Source organism: Nocardiopsis coralli (assembly GCF_014892575.1).
Classification (GTDB): domain Bacteria; phylum Actinomycetota; class Actinomycetes; order Streptosporangiales; family Streptosporangiaceae; genus Nocardiopsis; species Nocardiopsis coralli.
In genome coordinates this window covers 1-18,218 of the sequence record NZ_JADBGI010000001.1, presented here as the reverse complement: position 1 = coordinate 18,218, position 18,218 = coordinate 1, and the positions used below count along the sequence as shown (strand labels likewise).

Genomic DNA, 18,218 nt, shown 5'->3' with positions numbered 1-18,218 from the left:
CCAGACCATGAGCAAGGTGCCCGCCGCCGTCGTCGGCTCCGGGAACATCGGAACCGACCTGATGTACAAACTCCTGCGCTCGGAGGTGATCGAACCCCGCTGGATGGTCGGGGTCGACCCCGACAGCCCCGGGCTGGCCCGCGCCGCCGCCGAAGGCCTCACCGCCTCCGCCGAGGGCGTGGACCCCCTGCTGGCCGGGCCCGAACGCCCCGAGCTGGTGTTCGAGGCGACCTCCGCCGCCGTGCACCGCGCCAACGCCCCTGCCTACGAGCGCCTCGGCATCCCCGCCGTCGACCTCACCCCCGCCGCCGTCGGGCCACCCGTCGTGCCCGCCGTCAACCACGGCGAACACCGCGACGCCCCCAACGTCAGCCTCATCACCTGCGGAGGACAGGCCACCATCCCGATGGTGCACGCGGTCTCCCGTGTCACCGAGGTCGCCTACGCCGAGATCGTCGCCAGTGTCGCCTCACCCTCGGCCGGTCCCGGCACCCGCGCCAACATCGACGAGTTCACCCACGCCACCAGTCGCGGCCTGGAGAGCATCGGCGGCGCACACGAGGGCAAGGCGATCATCATCCTCAACCCCGCCGAGCCGCCCGTGCTCATGCGCGACACGGTCTTCTGCTCCATCCCACCCGACGCCGACCGCGACGCCGTCGCCGCCTCCATCGAGGAGGTCGCCGCGACCGTCGCCGGCTACGTGCCCGGCTACCGGCTGCGCGCCGCACCCCAGTTCGACGATCCGACCCCCGTCAGCGGCGGGCTCGCCCGGGTCGCGGTGTTCCTGGAGGTCGAGGGCGCCGGCGACTTCCTGCCCGCCTACGCCGGGAACCTCGACATCATGACCGCCGCCGCGACCGAGGTCGGCGAGGGTTTCGCGCGGCGCATCGCCGCCGGCCGCGCCCCCGCCCTGTGAAGGAGAACCCCATGGCCTACAGCACCGACCTGGACGTGCGCGTCACCGACTCCTCGCTGAGGGACGGCTCCCACGCCAAACAGCACCAGTTCACCGTCGAACACGTGCGCTCGATCGTCGGCGCCCTCGACGGCGCGGGCGTGCCCGTCATCGAGGTCACCCACGGCGACGGGCTCGGCGGGTCCTCGTTCAACTACGGGTTCAGCCGCACCCCGGAACAGGAGCTCATCAGGGCCGCCGTCGAGACAGCCCGGCGCGCCACGATCGCCTTCCTCATGCTGCCCGGGCTCGGCGTCAAGGACGACATCCGCGCCGCCGCCGACAACGGCGCCGGGATCTGCCGCATCGCCACCCACTGCACCGAGGCCGACATCGCCGTGCAGCACTTCGGCCTCGCCCGCGACCTCGGGCTGGAGACCGTCGGGTTCCTCATGATGGCCCACAGCACACCGCCGGAGAACCTGGCGAAGCAGGCGCGCATCATGGCCGACGCAGGCTGCCAGTGCGTCTACGTCGTCGACTCGGCCGGGGCCCTGGTCATGGAGGAGACCTCCGACCGGGTCGCGGCGATGGTCGCCGAACTCGGCGCCGACGCCCAGGTGGGTTTCCACGGACACGAGAACCTCGGCCTGGGCGTGGCCAACTCCGTGCTCGCGGTGCGCGCCGGTGCCACCCAGATCGACGGCTCCACCCGCCGGTTCGGCGCCGGGGCCGGCAATACGCCCGTCGAGGCCTTCGCCGCCGTCGCCGAGAAGCTCGGCCTGCGCACCGGGATCGACACGCTTCGGATCATCGACGCCGCCGAGGACGTGGTGCGCCCGGTCATGGACGGCGAGTGCCTGCTCGACCGGGCCTCGTTGACGATGGGCCACGCCGGCGTCTACTCGAGTTTCCTCAAGCACGCCGACCGCCAGGCCGAGCGGTACGGGGTACCCGCGGCCCGCATCCTCATGGAGGCCGGGCGCCGCCGCCTCGTCGGCGGCCAGGAGGACCAACTCATCGACATCGCGATCGCCCTCCAGGAGAAATGAGGACCGCTGTGCCCGACAAGGTCATCGACACGGTACGGCGCCGGGCCGAGGAGATCAGCTCCGCCGGCCCCGCCAACGAACAACTCGGCCGCCTGGACGACGCCGCCGCTGCGGTATTGCGCGAGTCCGGGGTCGTGCGGATGCTGCAACCCGCCACCCACGGCGGGCTCGAGGCGCACCCGCGCGAGTTCGCCGAGACCGTCATGGAGATCGCCTCCCTCGACGGCTCCACCGGCTGGGTCGCCGGCGTCGTCGGCGTGCACCCCTGGGAGATGGCGTTCGCCGACCCCAAGGGGCAGGAGGAGGTGTGGGGCCAGGACCAGGACACCTGGATCGCCTCCCCGTACGCGCCCATGGGCGTGGCCCGGCCGGTCGGGGGCGGGTACGTGCTCGACGGGCACTGGCAGTTCTCCTCCGGCACCGACCACTGCGACTGGGTCTTCCTCGGCAGCCTCCTGGGCGACGCCGACGGAAGTCCCGGGTCCCCACCGACGATGCTGCACGTGATCCTGCCCCGGTCGGACTACGAGATCGTCGACGACTCCTGGGACGTGGCCGGACTGCGCGGGACCGGCAGCAAGGACCTGATCGTGCGGGGGGCGTTCGTGCCCGAGCACCGCACCCTGCTCTACGAGAAGGTCGCCGAGGGGCGCGCCCCCGTGGAAGCGGGGCTGAGCAACCCGCTCTACCACGTGCCGTTCTCCTGCATGTTCCCGCTCGGCATCACCTCGGCCGTCATCGGCATGGCGGAGGGCGCGCTCGCCCACCACCTCGCCTACCAGCGCGGACGCGTGCAGATCACCGGCACGCGCGTCAAGGACGACCCGTACGTGCTCTCCGTGCTGGGCGAGGCCACCGCCGAGATCGAGGCCTCCCGCATCGCCCTGCTCGACAACGCCTCCCGCCTCTACGACGCCGTCGCCGCAGGCCGCGAGGTCACCTTCGCCGAACGGGCCGCGAACCGGCGCACCCAGGTCAGGGCCGCCTGGCGGGCTGTGGGCGCCGTCGACCAGATCGTGTCGCGCTCGGGCGGCAACGCGATGCGCATGGACAACCCCATCCAGCGGTTCTGGCGCGACATCCACACCGGGCTCGCCCACGCCATCCACGTCCCCGGGTCGGTGCTGCACGCCTCGGCGCTCACCGACCTGGACATCGAGCCGCCCCAGGGGCCGATGCGCTCGATGATCTGACCCACCCCGCACACCCCCACACGAAGGAGTGGACGCACGATGACACAGATCCGCGGACTCGGATACCTCAGGGTCCAGACCGCCCAGGACCTCGGGCGCTGGCGTGAACTGCTGATCGACTCCCTCGGGTTCGCCGAGGGCACCGGCCCCGATCCCGAGGGCCTCTACCTGCGCATGGACGAGCGCAAGGCCCGCCTGGCGGTCCTGCCCGGCGAGACCGACCGGGTGCTGTCCGTGGGCTGGGAGGTGCGCGACCAGTTCGCGCTCGCCGCCGTCGGCCGCGCCGTCGAGGCCGCCAACACCCCGGTCCGGATGCTGTCGCAGAAGGAGGCGGACGAACGCGGCGCCGAACAGGTGCTCACCTTCGACGACCCCGCGGGGACCACCGTGGAGGTCTTCTTCGGGCCGGTGCTCGACCACAGCCCGGTCGTGACCACCCTCGCCCACCGGTTCGTCACCGGCGCACAGGGCATGGGCCACGTGGTGCTGCCGACCCCGAACTTCGAGGAGACCGTCGAATTCTACACCGAGGTGCTCGGCTTCCTGCCCCGCGGCGCGGTGCGTGTCGACGGCGGCGAGGGACCGGCGGTGCGGCTGCGGTTCATGGGCGTCAACCAGCGCCACCACAGCCTTGCGGTCTGCCCTGCCCCGCACGGCGAACCGCCGGGCCTGGTGCACCTCATGGTCGAGGCCGACACCCTCGACGCGGTCGGTACCGCCCTCGACCGGGTCACCGAGCGCGGGTTCTCGATCTCCTCGACCCTGGGCCGGCACACCAACGACAAGATGGTCTCCTTCTACGTGCGCGGGCCCGGCGGCTGGGACCTGGAGTACGGCACCGAGGGCATGCTCGTGGACGAGAACCACTACACGGCCGAGGAGATCACCTCCGACAGTTACTGGGGCCACGACTGGTCCGGGTCCGAACCGCTCGCCGCCTTCACCCCGCCGGCGTGAGCGGCGAGCCCCCGGTCGACGCGGTCCCGGCGGAACGGCTCGACGGCGCCGACCACACGTGTGACGTGCTCGTCGTCGGGTTCGGCTGCGCCGGGGCCTCGGCCGCTTTCGAAGCCGCCTCCTCGGGTGCCTCGGTCACGGTCCTGGACCGTGCCGGGGGCCCGGGCGGGGCCTCGGCCGTCTCCGGCGGGGAGATCTACCTGGGCGGCGGCACCCCCGTGCAGCGCGCCTGCGGGTTCGAGGACACCCCCGAGGAGATGTACACCTTCCTCGAGGCCGCCCTCGGCCCCCACCCGGACCGGGAGAAACTGCGCCTGTACTGCGAGGGGAGCCCCGGACACCACCGGTGGCTCACCGACCGGGGCATCACGTTCCGGGACAGCCTCTACGACGCACCCACGTGGATGCCGCCGACCGGGGACGGGCTCATGTGGCTGGGCGAGAACGCCTGGCCCTACGACACCCTCGCCCGCCCCGCACCCCGCGGGCACCGGCCCCCGGTTCCCTACTTCGGGGGCCGGGAGATCATGGACCGCCTCGTGGAGGCGGCCACCGGCGCAGGCGCGAAGACGCACGCCGACACCGGGGCCACCAACCTGGTCGTCGACAACGGCGGCAGGGTGGTCGGTGCGGTGGCGCGCCGCTACGGCGAGCGTCTCGTGTACCGGGCCCGGCGTGCGGTCGTGCTGACCACCGGCGGGTTCGTCGACTCCGAGGAGATGCTCGAACGCCACGCCCCGGTCCTCGTGGGGCACGGCAAGGTCAGCGCCGGCACCGACGACGGGTCCGGGATCCGGATGGCGGCCGCACTGGGCGCGGGCACCCGGCGGATGGCCTCGGTCCAGATCGCCCTGCAGGTGCTGCCCGCCCTCATCGCCCGCGGCATGCTCGTCGACGGGCACGGTCAGCGCTTCCACAACGAGGACGTCTATCCCGGGCTCATCAGCGCCGCGGCCGTGCGCAGCCGTCCCGGACCCTACTGGGCGATCATCGACGAGCAGGGGTTCGAGGACATCCCCGACGAGGACCTGTGGGGCATCCGTCCGCGGTTCGTGGAGGAGACCCTCGCCGACCTGGAACGGGCCGTCGGGGTTCCGGCCGGGGCCCTGGAGGAGACCGTGACCGCCTACAACCGGCACGCAGAACGGGGCGAGGACCCGTTCTTCCACAAGAACCCGGCCTGGCTGCGGCCGCTGCGTCCCCCCTACGCGGCCGTGGACCCCAGGGCCGGCTTCCGCCCCGGAAACCGCGACGAGGCCGGGGCCGGCACCACCGGCGTCTCCGGGTTCACCCTCGGCGGGCTGCACACCGGGACGGACGGCCACGTGCTCCACACCTCCGGGCACCCGATCCCGGGACTGTACGCGGCCGGGCGGGCCAGTTCCGGGATGCACGGCGAGGGTTACGTCAGCGGTACCTCGCTGGGGGAGGGCACCTTCTTCGGACGGCGTGCCGGGCGCGCGGCCGCCGCCGAGAAGGGCTGACACCCGCACAGCAGGAGAGGGCCGGCCCGGCGGGATCGGCCCTCTCCGTGTGCCTCAGCCCCGGCCGAGCAGCCGCTTGGTCGACTCGTGCGCACCCGCGACCAGGGGAGCGCGCGGGAAGCCGCTGCGCTTCTCCGCCGCGGCCGCGTTGCCGCCGACCACGTGCACCGGCCCGTCCGCCAGGTGCGCCAGCCCTTCGCGGGCCACGTCGTCGGGCTCGGAGACCTCCAGCCCGGGCAGGTCCATGCGCAGCCCGGCGCGCTCCATCGCCGGGGTCCGGGTCACCCCGAGCACCAGTTCCAACACGTCCACGTCGTGCTCGCCCAGTTCCAGCCACAGGCCCTCGGCGAAGACCCGTCCGAAAGCCTTGGCCGCGGAGTAGACGCTCATGTGCGCCTGGCCCAGGAACCCGGCCATCGACCCCACGAGCAGGACACCGCCGTGTCCGCGTCTCTTCATGGCCGCGCCGAAGTGGCGCACCAGGGCGAGCTGGCACCCGATGTTGAGGTCGAGCACGCCCTGGACCCGGTCGGGGTCGGAGGTGACGAACTCGTGCCCGTAACTGTTCGCGCCGGCGTTGAAGACCAGCAGGCCCACGTCGACATCGGAGGCGGCCCCGGCGACCGCCTCCGCGGCGTCGGGTTCGGTCAGGTCCTTCTGCACGGTGCGCACCAGCACCCCCTGCGCACGCACCTGCGCGGCGGTCTCCTCCAGCGGTCCCGGCTTGCGGGCCACCAGCACCAGGTTGATCCCGGCCCCGGCCAGCAGGCGGGCGAAGGAGGCCCCGACCCCCTCCGACCCGCCCGCGATCACGGCCCAGGGGCCGTAGGTGTGCGGATCGATCATGCTTCGGGCACCTCCAGGGACCCCTCCACGGCCGCGGCCCGGACCGAGTCGCGCAGAGCACCGCACGCCTCGAAACGCTCGCCGCGCTCGGCGGGGCGTTCTTCGCAGGCCCCGGCCGCCTCGGCGTTCCACTGCAGGCTCGTCTGCTGCCAGCTGGCCTTGCGCGCCTGCACGGTCGCAGAGCAGCGCAGGCACCGCACCGGCTGCATCGGGGCGCCGTCGATCAGGCGCTCGTCGGTGCGCACCATCAGACCGTCCCGCTCTCGGCCGCCCGCTGCGCCAGGTTGGACTCGACCTCCGCACGCCAGGCCTCCACAGGGCGGGTGGTGTCCAGCTCGAACTCGAACCGGTCGACCATCTCCGGGGTCACCTCGTCCGCGTCCACGTAGAACTGCTCGTACCACCGGCGCAGCTGGTAGACCGGCCCGTCCTCCTCGCACAGCAGCGGGTTGTCGATACGGGCCTTGCTCTGCCAGATCTCGATGTCCTGCTCGAACCCCTTGGCGATGTAGCCGGCCATCTGCGCGGCCGTCTCGTCGGCGGCCTCGCCCTCCAGACCCTCGCCGCGCCGCACGATCACGCCGTACTGCAGCACGAACCGGTCGGCGTCGACCGGGTAGTGGCAGTTGATCAGCACCGACTCCACGTCCATGCCCTCGTAGTGGTAGGTCAGGTCGTCGACCATGAACGAGGGGCCGTAGTAGGAGGCCACCGAGGTGTTGCCGAGCATCTTCGGCGACCCGGAGGTCGAGGGCGGCTGCACGTCCTCGCGCCCCACCCCGTTCATGTACTGGGTGGCCACGTGGCCCTCGAAGACGTTCTTGAAGTAGGTCGGGAACGAGTAGTGCACGTAGAAGAAGTGCGCCATGTCCACGACGTTGTCGACGACCTCGCGGCAGTTGGCGTCCACGACCAGCTCGTTCCAGTACCAGCCGGTCCAGTCCTCGCGCCCGGCCCCCTCGATACGGGGGATCGCCACCTCCTCCGGCGGTGGCTTGCCCTCGGGGTCGTTCCACACGAACAGCAGGCCGTCCTGGTCCAGCGCGGTCCAGGCCGCCGTGCGCGCCCGCAGAGGGACCCGGCGCGAGTACGGGATCTGCTTGCAGCGGCCGTCGCCGCCCCACCGCCAGTCGTGGAAGGGACAGGCGATCTCGTTGCCCTTGACCGTGCCCTCGGCCAGGTTGCCGCCCATGTGCCGGCAGTGCGCGTCCAGAACGTTGAGGTTCCCGTCGCCGCCTCGGAAGACCACCAGGTCGCGGCCGAAGGCGCGGACCTTGTGCGGGCGGCCGTCACCGAACCGCTCCGACAGGCCCAGACAGTGCCATCCTCGGGCGAAACGTGTGGGGAGTTCCTGCGCTTCGATCGTGCGGACCGTGTCGTGGTCGGACCGGGTCGGACTCATGGTGCTCCCATCCCTCGCGGCGGGGGTTGCCTCGTGCCCGCAACGTAGGCCTCCCGCCTGCGCCCGCGCGGCCCCGGTCCCAGTGGCCGGGACGCCCCGCACGCCGCGGGCCCGCACCGGAGCACCATCGTGGTGCGCCCCCCCCCGACGCGACGAGTGACCCGGAGGAGACGACCATGGGTGAATCCGTCCTGGACGCCGTGCACGACCTGCTGCCGGGCCTGGCCGAACGCGCCCGCGCCACCGACGAGTGCGGCTGGGTCCCGCAGGAGACGATGGCCGAGCTCACCGGCGCGGGTGTGCTGCGCATGCTCCAACCCGCCCGCTTCGGCGGCACCGAGGGCGACCCCCTGGAGTTCTTCCGGGCCGTGCGGCGTATTTCCGGGGCGTGCGGCTCCACCGGGTGGGTCGCGGCCGTGCTGGGCGTGCACCCCTGGCAGGTCGCCCTGTTCGACGAGGCCGCCCAGGAGGAGGTCTGGGGCACCGACCCCGACGCCCTGCTGTGCTCCTCCTACGCGCCCGTGGGCCGGCTGACCCCCGTCGAGGGCGGCTTCGAGCTCACCGGCCACTGGGGGTTCTCCTCCGGCTGCCACCACGCCTCCTGGGCCCTGCTCGGCGGGCTCGTGGTCGGCGAGGGCGGCCGCCCCAAGGACTTCGTGACCGCGCTCGTGCCCCGCTCCGACCTGCGCATCGACGCGGTGTGGGACTCGATGGGCCTGCGCGGCACCGCCAGCGACGACATCGTGGTCGAGCGGGCCTTCGTGCCCGCCCACCGCACCATCCGCAACTACGAACAGGCACAACTGCGCGGACCCGGGCAGGCCGTCAACACCGGCCCGCTGTACCGGATCCCGTTCGCCGCGGTCTTCACCGCCGCCGTCACCGCACCCGTCATCGGTGCCGCCGAGGGCTGCCTGGAGGCCTTCGTGCGCATCACCCGCGACCGCGTGCGCCTGAGCCTGGGCGGGGGGCGCTTCGCCGAGGACCCCTTCGCCCAGGTCGCCATCGCCCGCGCCGGCTCGGAGATAGACGCCGCCGTCCTGCAGACCGAACGCAACCTGCGCGAGATCGGCGAGCACGCCCACCGCGGCGACACGATCCCCATGGAACTGCGGCTGCGCACCCGCCGCGACCAGGTGCGCGCCACCGAACGTGCCCTGGAGGCCGTCGACCGCCTCTTCGAGACCGCCGGCGGCAACTCCCTCCAACGCGGCAACCTGCTCGAACGCGCCTGGCGTGACGCACACGCCGGCAGTCTGCACGTGGCCAACGACGCCGACCGCACCCTGGCCATGTACGGCAAGGGCGCCTTCGGTCTCACCGTCGAGGACAACCTCGTCTGAACGCGCTACTCCACCAGGTGGCAGGCCACGTGATGGCCCGGCCCCACCTCCCGCAGTTGCGGTTCCTCCCGCGCGCACCGTTCCTGCGCCCACGGACACCGGGTCCGGAACCGGCACCCCGACGGCGGGTCCACCGGCGAGGGCAGCTCCGCGGCGCGCTCTCCCGGTGCGTCCCCGTTCTCCTGCCCGGGCACCGAGTCCAACAGCAGGCGTGTGTAGGGGTGGGCCGCCCGCACGTGCAACCCCTCCGAGGGCAGCACCTCGCACGTCTTGCCCAGGTACAGGACCATCACCCGGTCGCTGACGTTCTTGACCACCGCCACGTCGTGCGCCACGAACACCATGCTGAGACCGTGGCGCTCCTTGGCCTCCTCCAACAGGTTGAGGATCTGCGCCTGCACCGACACGTCCAGGCTCGAGACCGGCTCGTCGCAGATCAGCAGCGCCGGGTCGAGCACCAGCGCACGCGCGATGCACACCCGCTGGCACTGGCCGCCGGAGAGCTCGTGCGGGCGCCGGTCGCGCACCGTGTCCGGGTCCAACCCCACCGACCGCAGCGCCGCGTCGACCCGGGCGCGCCGGTCCTCGCGCTCACCCCGGATGTCGAGCCCTTCCGCCACCAGGTCCGCCACCCGCCGACGCGGGTTCAACGACGAGACCGGGTCCTGCATGATCAGTTGCATCCGCGCCCGCGCACGCCGCAGCGCGCGCCCGCCCGAACCCGTGAGTTCCGTGCCCTCGAGCACGACCGAGCCCGACGTCGGCGGCGGCAACTGCATGACCGCGCGGCCCGCGCTGGACTTGCCGCACCCCGACTCGCCCAGGATCCCCAGCGTCTCGCCCCGCACCAGGTCCAGGTGCAGGCCCGAGACGGCGTGCACCCGCTGACCGCGCCCGACCGGGAACTCCACCACCAGATCGTGCACGGACAGGACCCGGTCGGCCCCCGCCCTCATATGTGCGTTCCCGCTACCGGCCATGGCCGACCTCCGTGCTCTCCGCTTCCAGGGGCAATCGGCAGGCGACCTCGTGCGGGTGCCCGCCCACGGGCGCCAGGTCCAGCAGCGGCGGAGCCCCGCCCCTGCAGACGGCCTCGGCACGCGGGCACCGGGGCGCGAACCGGCACCCCGGCGGTGGGTCGGCGGGGTCGGGCGGGCGCCCCTCGATCGTGGGAAGACGGCTGTGCGGGGCCGCCGACAACCGCGGCGCCGACGCCAGCAGCGCCCCCGTGTAGGGGTGGCGCGGCGCACCGAAGACCCGGCTCGTCGGGGCCGACTCCACCAACCGGCCCCCGTACATCACCGCGACCCGGTCGGCGCGCCCGCCCACCGCGGCCAGGTCATGGCTGATGAGCACCACCGCCATGCCCGACCGCCGGCTGAGTGAGGCCACCAGGTCCAGGATCTGGCGCTGCACCGTCACGTCCAACGCGGTCGTGGGCTCGTCGGCGATCAAAAGGTCCGGGCCGCACGCCAGCGCCGCGGCGATGACCACCCGCTGGCGCATACCCCCGGACAGCTCGTGGGGGTACTGGCCGGCCCGCCGTTCCGGTTCGGGGATGCCGACCTGCCGCAACAGGCCGACGGTGCGCTCCCGCGCCTCCCGGCGGCCCAGCCGCAGGTGCAGCCGCAGCACCTCGTCGATGTGGCGGCCCACCCGCTTGACCGGGTTCAGGGACGTCATCGGGTCCTGGAACACCATCGCCACCCGCGGACCCCACAGGCGCCGCCGCTCCGCCGGGGCCAAGGCGTGCACGTCCTGCCCGGCCAGGGACACCCGCCCCGAGACCGTCACCCCAGGACCGGACGAGACCAGCCCCATGACCGTGCGGCCCAGCACCGACTTGCCCGACCCCGACTCACCGACCACGCCCAGGGTCCGCCCCGCCTCCAGGCGCAACGACACCCCGTCGACCGCGTGCACGTCCCCGCGCGGGGTGTGGAAGGTGGTGCGCAGGTCTTCGACGTCCAGCAGTGGTTCACTCATCGCGCCCCGCTCCGTGTGTCCCAGCGTTTGCGTGCCTTCTCGCCGAGGATGTTGAACGAGAAGACGGTCAGGAAGAGGAAGACGCCGGGCACCAGGACCACGTGCGGATGCTCCTCCAACACCCGCCCCTCGCCCTCGGCGATCATGTTGCCCCAGGTCGGGGCCGGCGGCTGGATGCCCAGACCGAGGAAACTGAGCGAGGCCTCGGCCACCACCAGCACCGAGATCAGCACCATCGCCATCGACAGCACCGGCAGCAGCACGTTCGGCAGCAGCTCCCGCGTCATCACCCTCCACCCGGACGCACCCATCGCCCGCGCCGCCAGCACGAACTCGCGCTGGGCGAAGGCCATCGTGTTCGCCCGCGCCAAGCGCACCATCGTCGGCACGGTCAACAGCGCCAGCGCCAGGGTCACGTTGCGGGCGTTGGGCTCCAGCACGGTCGCCAGCGCGATGAGCAGGATCAGCGGCGGCACGGCCAACAGCACGTTCGTGGCGACCCCGACGACCGTGTCGACGGTGCGCCCCAGGTAGCCGGCCAGGATCCCGAGCGCCCCGCCCACGACCGCGCCCAGGGCGACCGCCGCCAGGGCGATGGCCAGGGAGGAACGCGCACCGTGCAGGGCACGGGCGAACAGGTCCAGGCCGAACGCGTTGGTGCCCAACAGGTGGCCCGAGGCCGGGTCCGGGCCGGACAGCGTCGGCGCCGTCAACGACCGGGTCAGGTCCACGTGCTCGGGCAGCGGCAGCAGGGGAGCGGCCGCCGCGAGCACGGCCAGCACCACCAGCCAGGTTCCACTGAACCAGGCCACGAGGTCGGGGCGGCGGGTCGCCGTCCTGCGGTCGGTGAGGGTCTCAGACATGGGACCGCCTGATCCGGGGGTCGAGGGCGCGGTAGGACAGGTCGATGGCGGCGTTGGCCAGCACGTAGAAGACCGCGATCGCCAGGACGGCCCCCTGCACCGTGGGCACGTCGCCCTGGTTGGCAGCGCCCACGACCAGCGATCCCACCCCCGGCAGGGAGAACAGGTACTCCACGACCACCGTGCTGCCGATCAGGCGGCCCACGCTCAGCCCCAACAGCGTCACCAAGGAGAACGAGGAGGGGCGCAGCGCGTCGGAGACCAACACCCGCACGGGAGAGCGGCCACGGGCGCGCGAGGCCAGGATGTGGTCCTCGCGCAGCGTCACCGTCAGGTCGTTGCGCAGCACCCGCGTGAACTGGGCCAACTCCATCAACGCGATCGTCAGCGCCGGCAGCAGCGCGTGGTGCAGGTTCGCGGCCAGGCCGTCGCCCAGACGTGCCCACTCCGCACGCGGGAACCAGCCCAGCCCGCCCGCGAAGACCATGATGAGCAGCAGCCCCGCCAGGAACGGCGGCACCGACAGCACCCCGAAGGTGCCCGCGCTCACCGCTCGGTCGATGCGCCCGCCCTCGTGGTGGGCCGACCACATCGCCAGCGGGATCGCCACCGCCAGCGCGATGACGAGCGCCATGGCCGCCAGCTGCAGGCTCACCGGCAGCGCCAGGAGCAGCCGCTCGGCCACCTCGTGCTGCGGCGGCACCAACGACGTGCCGAGGTCCCCGGTCACGGCGGAGGCGAGCCAGTCCAGGTACTGCTCGAAGACCGGGCGGTCCAGGCCCAGCTCGCTGCGCACCTCGTCGTAGGCCTCCGGCGGGTGCCCCTCGCCCAGCACCATCACCGCCGGATCCCCCGGCATCGCCGTGACCAGTAGGAACACCCCGAGGCTGACCAGGAACAACACCGCCGCCAGCTCGCCCAGGGCGCGGGCGGCGCGGCGCATCACCGGTCCATCCAGGCGCCACCCAGGAGCAGCAGCGTCTCGGAGGAGGCCTCGATGCCGTGCACGTCCTCCTGCCACGGCACGAAGAACAGCCCCGCGCCCTCGCCCACGTGCGGGACGGTCGACAGCCACTCCTCCTCGATCCGCGTCAGCACCTCCTGGCGTTCCCCGTCGGTCGGGGCGCCCTGGAGCTCGGCGAGCAGCCCCTCCATCTCCGGGTTGTCGTAACTGCCGGAGTTGATGGGCGAGCCCGCACTCAGGTTCCGGTACAGGCCCTGGAACGGGTCGGCCTCGGAGATGCTCAGCGCCCCGCGCGCGATGTCGAAGTCCTTGTCGGCGAACATGCGCTGGATACGGTCGGCGATCGAGGGCACCAGGTCCAGCTCCACGGTGAAACCCACCGACTCCAGGAGCGCCTTGGCCGCCATCGCCTCGTTGCGGCCCACGTTGCCGTCCGCGCCGCCGAGGTAGGTCAGCTCCGCGTCGTAACCGTCGGCCACGGCCTCGGCGAGCAGCTCGCTCGCGCGCTCCTGGTCGTGGCCGGGCAGCTCCACCCCGGTCGACCAGCGCGACTGTTCCGAGAACAGCCCGCCGAACGGGACCCCGGCGCCCTCGTGCGCCCGCTCGTAGGTGACCTCCGGGTCCAGGGCGAGCGCGATCGCCTCGCGCACCCGCGGGTCCTCGCCCGGCCGGCCCTCCGCATGGTTGACCAGGAGCGCGTTGCCCAGGCTGTTGAGCTCGGAGTAGCCGCGGTATTCGAGCTCGTGCGCCGACTCGATCTCGGCGGGCGTGCGCAGGAACGCCGCGTCCACCGAACCCTCCTCCAGGGCGTCGACCTTGGCCTCGTCCCCCTGTGGCCAGATGAAACGCACCGCGTCCAGGTGCGGGGCGCCCTGCCAGTAGTCCTCGCGTGCTGTCAGCACCAGTTCTTCCTGGGGTGCGTATCGCTCGAGCTCGAAGGGGCCCGCACCCACCGGCTCGAACTCTTCGCCCTCGAGTGCGGCAGGCGCCACGACCATGCCCGCGCCCTGTGACAACAGGGACGGGAACGTCGACCACGGCGTCGTCAGGTGGAAGACCACCGTGGTGTCGTCCTCGGCCTCGATCCGATCGATGTGGGGTTCGAGCGTGGCCGCGTCGCTGCCGCCCTCCTCGATGTAGCGCTCGATGCTGGCCACCACGGCGTCGGCGTCCAGCGGGGTGCCGTCGCCGAACTCGGTGTCCTCGCGCAGTGTGAGGGTCCAGGTGAGGAAGTCGTCGTCGCTCTCGATGTCCTCGGCCAGCCAGGGCTCGAACCCCTCGGCCTCCGGGTCGTAGCGCACCAGCACGTCGTAGACGGCCGCCAGCGGGTTGCCGCCCGAGGCGCCGTGCGCGACGTTGTCGACCGGGTCCAGACTCCTGGCCTCGGAGTAGTCGGCGAAGGTGAGGGTGCCCCCGGAGACGGGTTCGCCCGCCTCCTGCTCGCCGACGAAACCGGTCCGGTGGACCTCCTCGTCCACGGCGGCGTCGGGGCCCTCGTCGGTGTCGGCCCCGCACGCGCCGGCGGTCAGCACCACTGCGAGTGCGGCTGCGGACGTGCGGCGGGCGGTTGCGGTTCGTGCCATGGTGACCTCCGGCCTGCGGATCTGGCAGCAACGTAGAGAGCACCTCGTCGGTGTGGGCCCGGCGTCCCACTGACCGAGAGGGTTCAGTGGCGGGCCATGTCCAGCGCGGCCCGGTGCGCGAAGACCATCGCCGACCCGATCGGCACCCCCGGCGCCGGGTAGTGGCCGCCGGTGAACGAGGCGCTCGTGTTGCCCGCCGCGTACAGGCCCGGCAGGGGAGCGCCACCGCGGTCCAGCACGCGCCCCTCGGTGTCGGTGCGCAGACCCCCCTTGGTCCCCAGGTCGCTCAGGACCAGACGGGCCGCGAAGTAGGGCGGCCGGTCCACCGGGACCAGGCACGGGTTCGGGGTGCCGTGCGAGGGGTCGGCGAAGAACCGGTCGTAGACGTCCTCGCCCCGGCCGAAGTCGTCGTCGCGGCCGCGGGCGGCGAAGGCGTTGAACCGCTCGACCGTGCGCTCGAGGGCGTGGGGCGCAAGGCCCAGTTCCTCCGCGAGCCCGGCCAGGGAACCCGCCCGCACCAACGAGCCGCGTTCCAGGTGCTCCTCCGCGGTGGCCCCGGGCAGGGAGATCGCGGGGGGACCGCCGGCGAAACGACCGTCGAACACCCAGAACGCCGGGATCCGCCCGGGCTGCTCGGCCATCGCCCGCCCCATCCGGTCGTAGGGCTGGGACTCGTTGGCGAACCGGAGCCCGTCCGCGTCCACCGCCAACCCGCCCCGGAACCCCAGCGTGAAGGCGGCCGACCCGTCCGCCATCCGTAGCCCCGGGCACCACCACGCCTGGTCCATGATCTCGGTGCCGGCCCCCACCTCCGTGGCCGCCCGGATCAGGTCCCCGGTGTTCGCGCCCGCCGGGGCCATCGTCCACGCCGCCGACCCCGCGACCCCGTGCTCCGCGCGCAGATCCGCGTCACCCTCGAACCCGCCCCCGGCCAACAGGACCCCGCGCCGCGCGTGGACGCGGACCGCGCCCTCGGACGTGCTCGCCCGCACGCCCGTGACCCGGCCGTCCTCCACCACGAGCCCGGTCACCCGGGTCCCGGTGCGCACCGTGCCCGAACCGGTCTCGGTGAAGGCCTTGAGCAGGCGTCCGATCAGAGCCCGGCCACCGGTGAGCGGGCCCTCGGCGTGGCCCAGGCCGCCGCGGTCGCGGCCCACCTCCGGGCGCACCAGCGGGAGCAGGTCGCCGAGGTCCCCGGGCGGCAGGTCCAGCGGCATCAGGGAACGCCCCGACCCCAGGCGCCCGGGCAGGTCGAAGTACTCCGGGAACGCCTGCCACTCGAAGGCGAGCGCGGGGTGGCTCTCCAGAGCCTCGACCACCTCCGGGGCCGACCCCAGGAACGCCTCGCGGCGCGCCCGCTCGCGGTCGCCCAGGAGCGCCTCGAGGTAGGTGCGCGCCGAAGCCGTGGAGTCGTCGATGCCCGCGCGCTGCTGCACCCGGCTCCCCGGCAGCCAGACCGACGCACCCGAGTACGCCGACGTGCCGCCGACCACCTCGGTGCGTTCCAGGACCAGGGTGTCGAGCCCGGCCGCGGCGGTTGACAGCGCCCCCGCCAGAGCCCCGGCGCCCGACCCCGCCACCACCACGTCGCAGGTCGTCTCCCGCGTGTGCGTTCCGTGCATGTCGTGTTCCCTCCCGGCCGATCGGTGTGCACCGACAGCAGCACGGCCGGAGGGGCCCGGAGCGCCGGATCCCGCTCACCGGTAGGGCTTCCCGTTCCGAGGCCCGATGCGCGTACGGGTAAGGTCGAAGGGATCGGACGCACACCCTTCGGCACACGGACGAGGACCCAGGGAGGCACGGTGCCGCGCATCGCCGAGTCCAGGCCGCCCGCCGAACCCAGCTCACCCGAGCAGCGCGCCCGGCATCTGCGCATCCTGCGCGCGGCGGCCCACTTCGGCGCCGAGAAGGGCCTCGAGCGGGTGCAGATGCACGAGGTCGCCAAGGCCGCGGGCGTGGCCATCGGGACGCTGTACCGCTACTTCCCGTCCAAGACACACCTGTTCACCGCCGTCATGGCCGAGCAGATGGACCGCCTCGACGAGACCTCCCCACAGGCCCCCGCGGACGGCGACCCCGTCGAGGCCGTCGCCGAGCTGCTGGTGAGCGCCAGCCGGAGGCTGCTGGTCAAGCCCGCCCTGGCCTCGGCGATGCTCCAGTCGGCCAATTCCGCGAACGCAGCCATGGTCACCGACGCCGGCCGCATCGACGAGCGGTGCCGGGCGCTGCTGCTGCGCACCTTGGGGCTGGAGACTCCGACCGCGCAGGACGTCACCCTCGTGCGGTTGCTGATCCAGTGCTGGTACGGGGTGCTGCAGTCCGCGCTCAACGGCCGTGTGTCGATGCCGGACGCGGAGAACGACATCCGGCTGGCGTGCCGGTTGTTGCTGGTGTCGCGCTCGAACGCGGAGGACTGAGCGGCGGAGGGTGGATGGAGGAGGGCCGGACGGCGCTGGGCTGAGCTGCGGGGGGCTGAGTGGTGCAGGGAGCGGGGGACTGAGTGGTGCAGGGAGATACGCAGAGCTGAGGCCGTGCTCGTGGTTCGGGTGGGCGGGATGTGTGTTCTGTGGTGTTGCCTCGGGGGTGGTGGTTCGTCGGGGCCGGGATCATAGCCCGGCCGGGCCTTCTCGCAACCCGCGTCGGCGCCACCCCCAGTCGCTGACCTCGGTGGAACGCGGCAGCGTTCTTGTGGTTGTTCGGGGCGCCTCGGGGTGTGCGTTCCGGCCCTGTTCGCCGGGCTGACCCGACCCGCATCGACGAACCACCCTCACCCCCGAGGCCCCCGCCAGCCCAAAGGAACGGTGGGCACAACAATCCCCCTGTAGTGACCCCATTGCGACCAACGCTTGCGGCGTGCGGGCGGTGGCTCGCTCCTGCGACGGCACAAGCAACGGCAACGGCACAAGCACGCCCCGCGCGCTCCCGGCTGAGCATTGAGTGTCAGGGAGTGGCGGGTGTGCGGGCGGCCTCCGGGCCCCGCGCACTCCCGGCCGAGCATTGAGTCTCAGGGGTGGCAGGTGTGCGGGACCGATCGGTCTTGGAGATTCTCCAGGCCTCGTGAGCGTGATGTCAGGTGGGTCACCGGCGAGCACTTGCGCCAACACGTCCTGCTCGAGAGATTCTCCGTTCGGGTTGCGCTGCGATGTGACCGTCGAAGACGGGGGTGGCGACCGCGGTCCTGGAGATTCGCCAAGCCCTGGGGCGGCTGCCGGGTCGTCGGCGTGTGTGCCTCCTCCGGGCCCTGCGCACTCCCCGTCGAGGATTCAGGCCTGGTGGTACGTGTGCGGGTGGCCTCCTGCCGGGGTCTGGGCTGACTGCTCACCAATCGCGCGGTCGCTGGGTCGCCCGGTCGTGCCCTGATTTCTGGTGGGGCCGAGAGGGAGGGCGCTCGATCCTGTGTCTCTGCGCCATCTGTGTCGTTGGTGGTGCTCAAAAGGACACGGACAACGTTTTCAGGTGCTCGAAAGAGCACTATCGACCGCTGGGAACGGTGGCTCGGGCCAGGAGCAGGCTCTCGTGCGATCGGGTCCGGTGGGGCCGGAGTGCGGGCCGCTGTGGGTGGGCATGCGCGGGCATGCGTTCTGAGGTGCGGTCGCGTGCGAGGGGGTCGCGTGCGAGGGGTACGCGGCGGGGATTCCGTGGAGATT

Annotated in this window: 16 protein-coding genes; 7 read left to right on the top strand and 9 right to left on the bottom strand. The window is 72.6% G+C overall.

Annotated features, from left to right (window positions below):
- Positions 1-7: 7 nt before the first annotated feature.
- Genes IDM40_RS00080 through IDM40_RS00060 form a run of 5 tightly spaced genes read left to right on the top strand, consistent with a single transcriptional unit; the run spans position 8 to position 5,584 of the window.
- The gene (locus tag IDM40_RS00080; RefSeq protein WP_193119775.1) at positions 8-919 is read left to right on the top strand and encodes an acetaldehyde dehydrogenase (acetylating); all 912 of its coding nucleotides are present in this window, start codon (positions 8-10) and stop codon (positions 917-919) included.
- A gap of 11 nt (positions 920-930) precedes the next feature.
- Complete coding sequence (gene dmpG, locus IDM40_RS00075; protein ID WP_193119774.1) at positions 931-1,950, top strand: 4-hydroxy-2-oxovalerate aldolase; 1,020 nt, start codon at positions 931-933, stop codon at positions 1,948-1,950.
- Positions 1,947-3,143, top strand: a complete 1,197-nt coding sequence (locus tag IDM40_RS00070) for an acyl-CoA dehydrogenase family protein (protein ID WP_193119773.1) — start codon at positions 1,947-1,949, stop codon at positions 3,141-3,143. The genes dmpG and IDM40_RS00070 overlap by 4 nt, the downstream gene beginning before the upstream one ends.
- Positions 3,144-3,182: 39 nt before the next feature.
- Positions 3,183-4,100, top strand: a complete 918-nt coding sequence (locus IDM40_RS00065; protein WP_193119772.1) for a VOC family protein — start codon at positions 3,183-3,185, stop codon at positions 4,098-4,100.
- Positions 4,097-5,584, top strand: a complete 1,488-nt coding sequence (locus tag IDM40_RS00060) for an FAD-dependent oxidoreductase (protein ID WP_193119771.1) — start codon at positions 4,097-4,099, stop codon at positions 5,582-5,584. Before IDM40_RS00065 ends, IDM40_RS00060 begins: the two co-directional genes overlap by 4 nt.
- Positions 5,585-5,638: 54 nt before the next feature.
- On the opposite strand, the gene IDM40_RS00055 is transcribed toward IDM40_RS00060, so the two are convergent.
- The 3 genes from IDM40_RS00055 to IDM40_RS00045 are packed head-to-tail and all read right to left on the bottom strand — an operon-like array spanning position 5,639 to position 7,832.
- Entirely contained in the window at positions 5,639-6,430 is a 792-nt protein-coding gene (locus IDM40_RS00055) for an SDR family NAD(P)-dependent oxidoreductase (RefSeq protein WP_193119770.1), read from the bottom strand.
- Complete coding sequence (locus IDM40_RS00050) at positions 6,427-6,678, bottom strand: ferredoxin (RefSeq protein WP_193119769.1); 252 nt, start codon at positions 6,676-6,678, stop codon at positions 6,427-6,429. Before IDM40_RS00050 ends, IDM40_RS00055 begins: the two co-directional genes overlap by 4 nt.
- The gene (locus tag IDM40_RS00045) at positions 6,678-7,832 is read right to left on the bottom strand and encodes a Rieske 2Fe-2S domain-containing protein (protein WP_193119768.1); all 1,155 of its coding nucleotides are present in this window, start codon (positions 7,830-7,832) and stop codon (positions 6,678-6,680) included. The genes IDM40_RS00050 and IDM40_RS00045 overlap by 1 nt, the downstream gene beginning before the upstream one ends.
- Before the next feature lie 176 nt (positions 7,833-8,008).
- Here IDM40_RS00045 and hsaA point away from each other — a divergent pair, with 176 nt between their 5' ends.
- Positions 8,009-9,175: a 3-hydroxy-9,10-secoandrosta-1,3,5(10)-triene-9,17-dione monooxygenase oxygenase subunit gene (hsaA, locus tag IDM40_RS00040; protein WP_193119767.1), complete on the top strand. Its 1,167-nt coding sequence runs from the start codon at positions 8,009-8,011 to the stop codon at positions 9,173-9,175.
- 5 nt (positions 9,176-9,180) lie between these two features.
- On the opposite strand, the gene IDM40_RS00035 is transcribed toward hsaA, so the two are convergent.
- The 6 genes from IDM40_RS00035 to IDM40_RS00010 all read right to left on the bottom strand — a co-directional run bounded on the left by IDM40_RS00035 (position 9,181) and on the right by IDM40_RS00010 (position 16,193).
- Positions 9,181-10,131: an oligopeptide/dipeptide ABC transporter ATP-binding protein gene (locus IDM40_RS00035; protein ID WP_235997164.1), complete on the bottom strand. Its 951-nt coding sequence runs from the start codon at positions 10,129-10,131 to the stop codon at positions 9,181-9,183.
- 13 nt (positions 10,132-10,144) lie between these two features.
- A complete protein-coding gene (locus tag IDM40_RS00030; RefSeq protein WP_193119765.1) occupies positions 10,145-11,161 on the bottom strand; it encodes an ABC transporter ATP-binding protein in 1,017 nt (338 codons plus the stop codon).
- Positions 11,158-12,024, bottom strand: coding sequence for an ABC transporter permease (locus tag IDM40_RS00025; protein WP_193119764.1), 867 nt, complete (start codon positions 12,022-12,024; stop codon positions 11,158-11,160). Before IDM40_RS00025 ends, IDM40_RS00030 begins: the two co-directional genes overlap by 4 nt.
- Positions 12,017-12,967, bottom strand: coding sequence for an ABC transporter permease (locus IDM40_RS00020; protein ID WP_193119763.1), 951 nt, complete (start codon positions 12,965-12,967; stop codon positions 12,017-12,019). Before IDM40_RS00020 ends, IDM40_RS00025 begins: the two co-directional genes overlap by 8 nt.
- Positions 12,967-14,571: an ABC transporter substrate-binding protein gene (locus IDM40_RS00015; RefSeq protein WP_193119762.1), complete on the bottom strand. Its 1,605-nt coding sequence runs from the start codon at positions 14,569-14,571 to the stop codon at positions 12,967-12,969. Before IDM40_RS00015 ends, IDM40_RS00020 begins: the two co-directional genes overlap by 1 nt.
- 83 nt (positions 14,572-14,654) lie before the next feature.
- Entirely contained in the window at positions 14,655-16,193 is a 1,539-nt protein-coding gene (locus IDM40_RS00010; RefSeq protein ID WP_193119761.1) for an FAD-dependent oxidoreductase, read from the bottom strand.
- Between the two features lie 180 nt (positions 16,194-16,373).
- Here IDM40_RS00010 and IDM40_RS00005 point away from each other — a divergent pair, with 180 nt between their 5' ends.
- Positions 16,374-16,988 (top strand): TetR/AcrR family transcriptional regulator, encoded by a 615-nt coding sequence (locus IDM40_RS00005; protein WP_193119760.1) that lies wholly within the window; start codon positions 16,374-16,376, stop codon positions 16,986-16,988.
- The last annotated feature ends 1,230 nt before the right edge of the window (positions 16,989-18,218 follow it).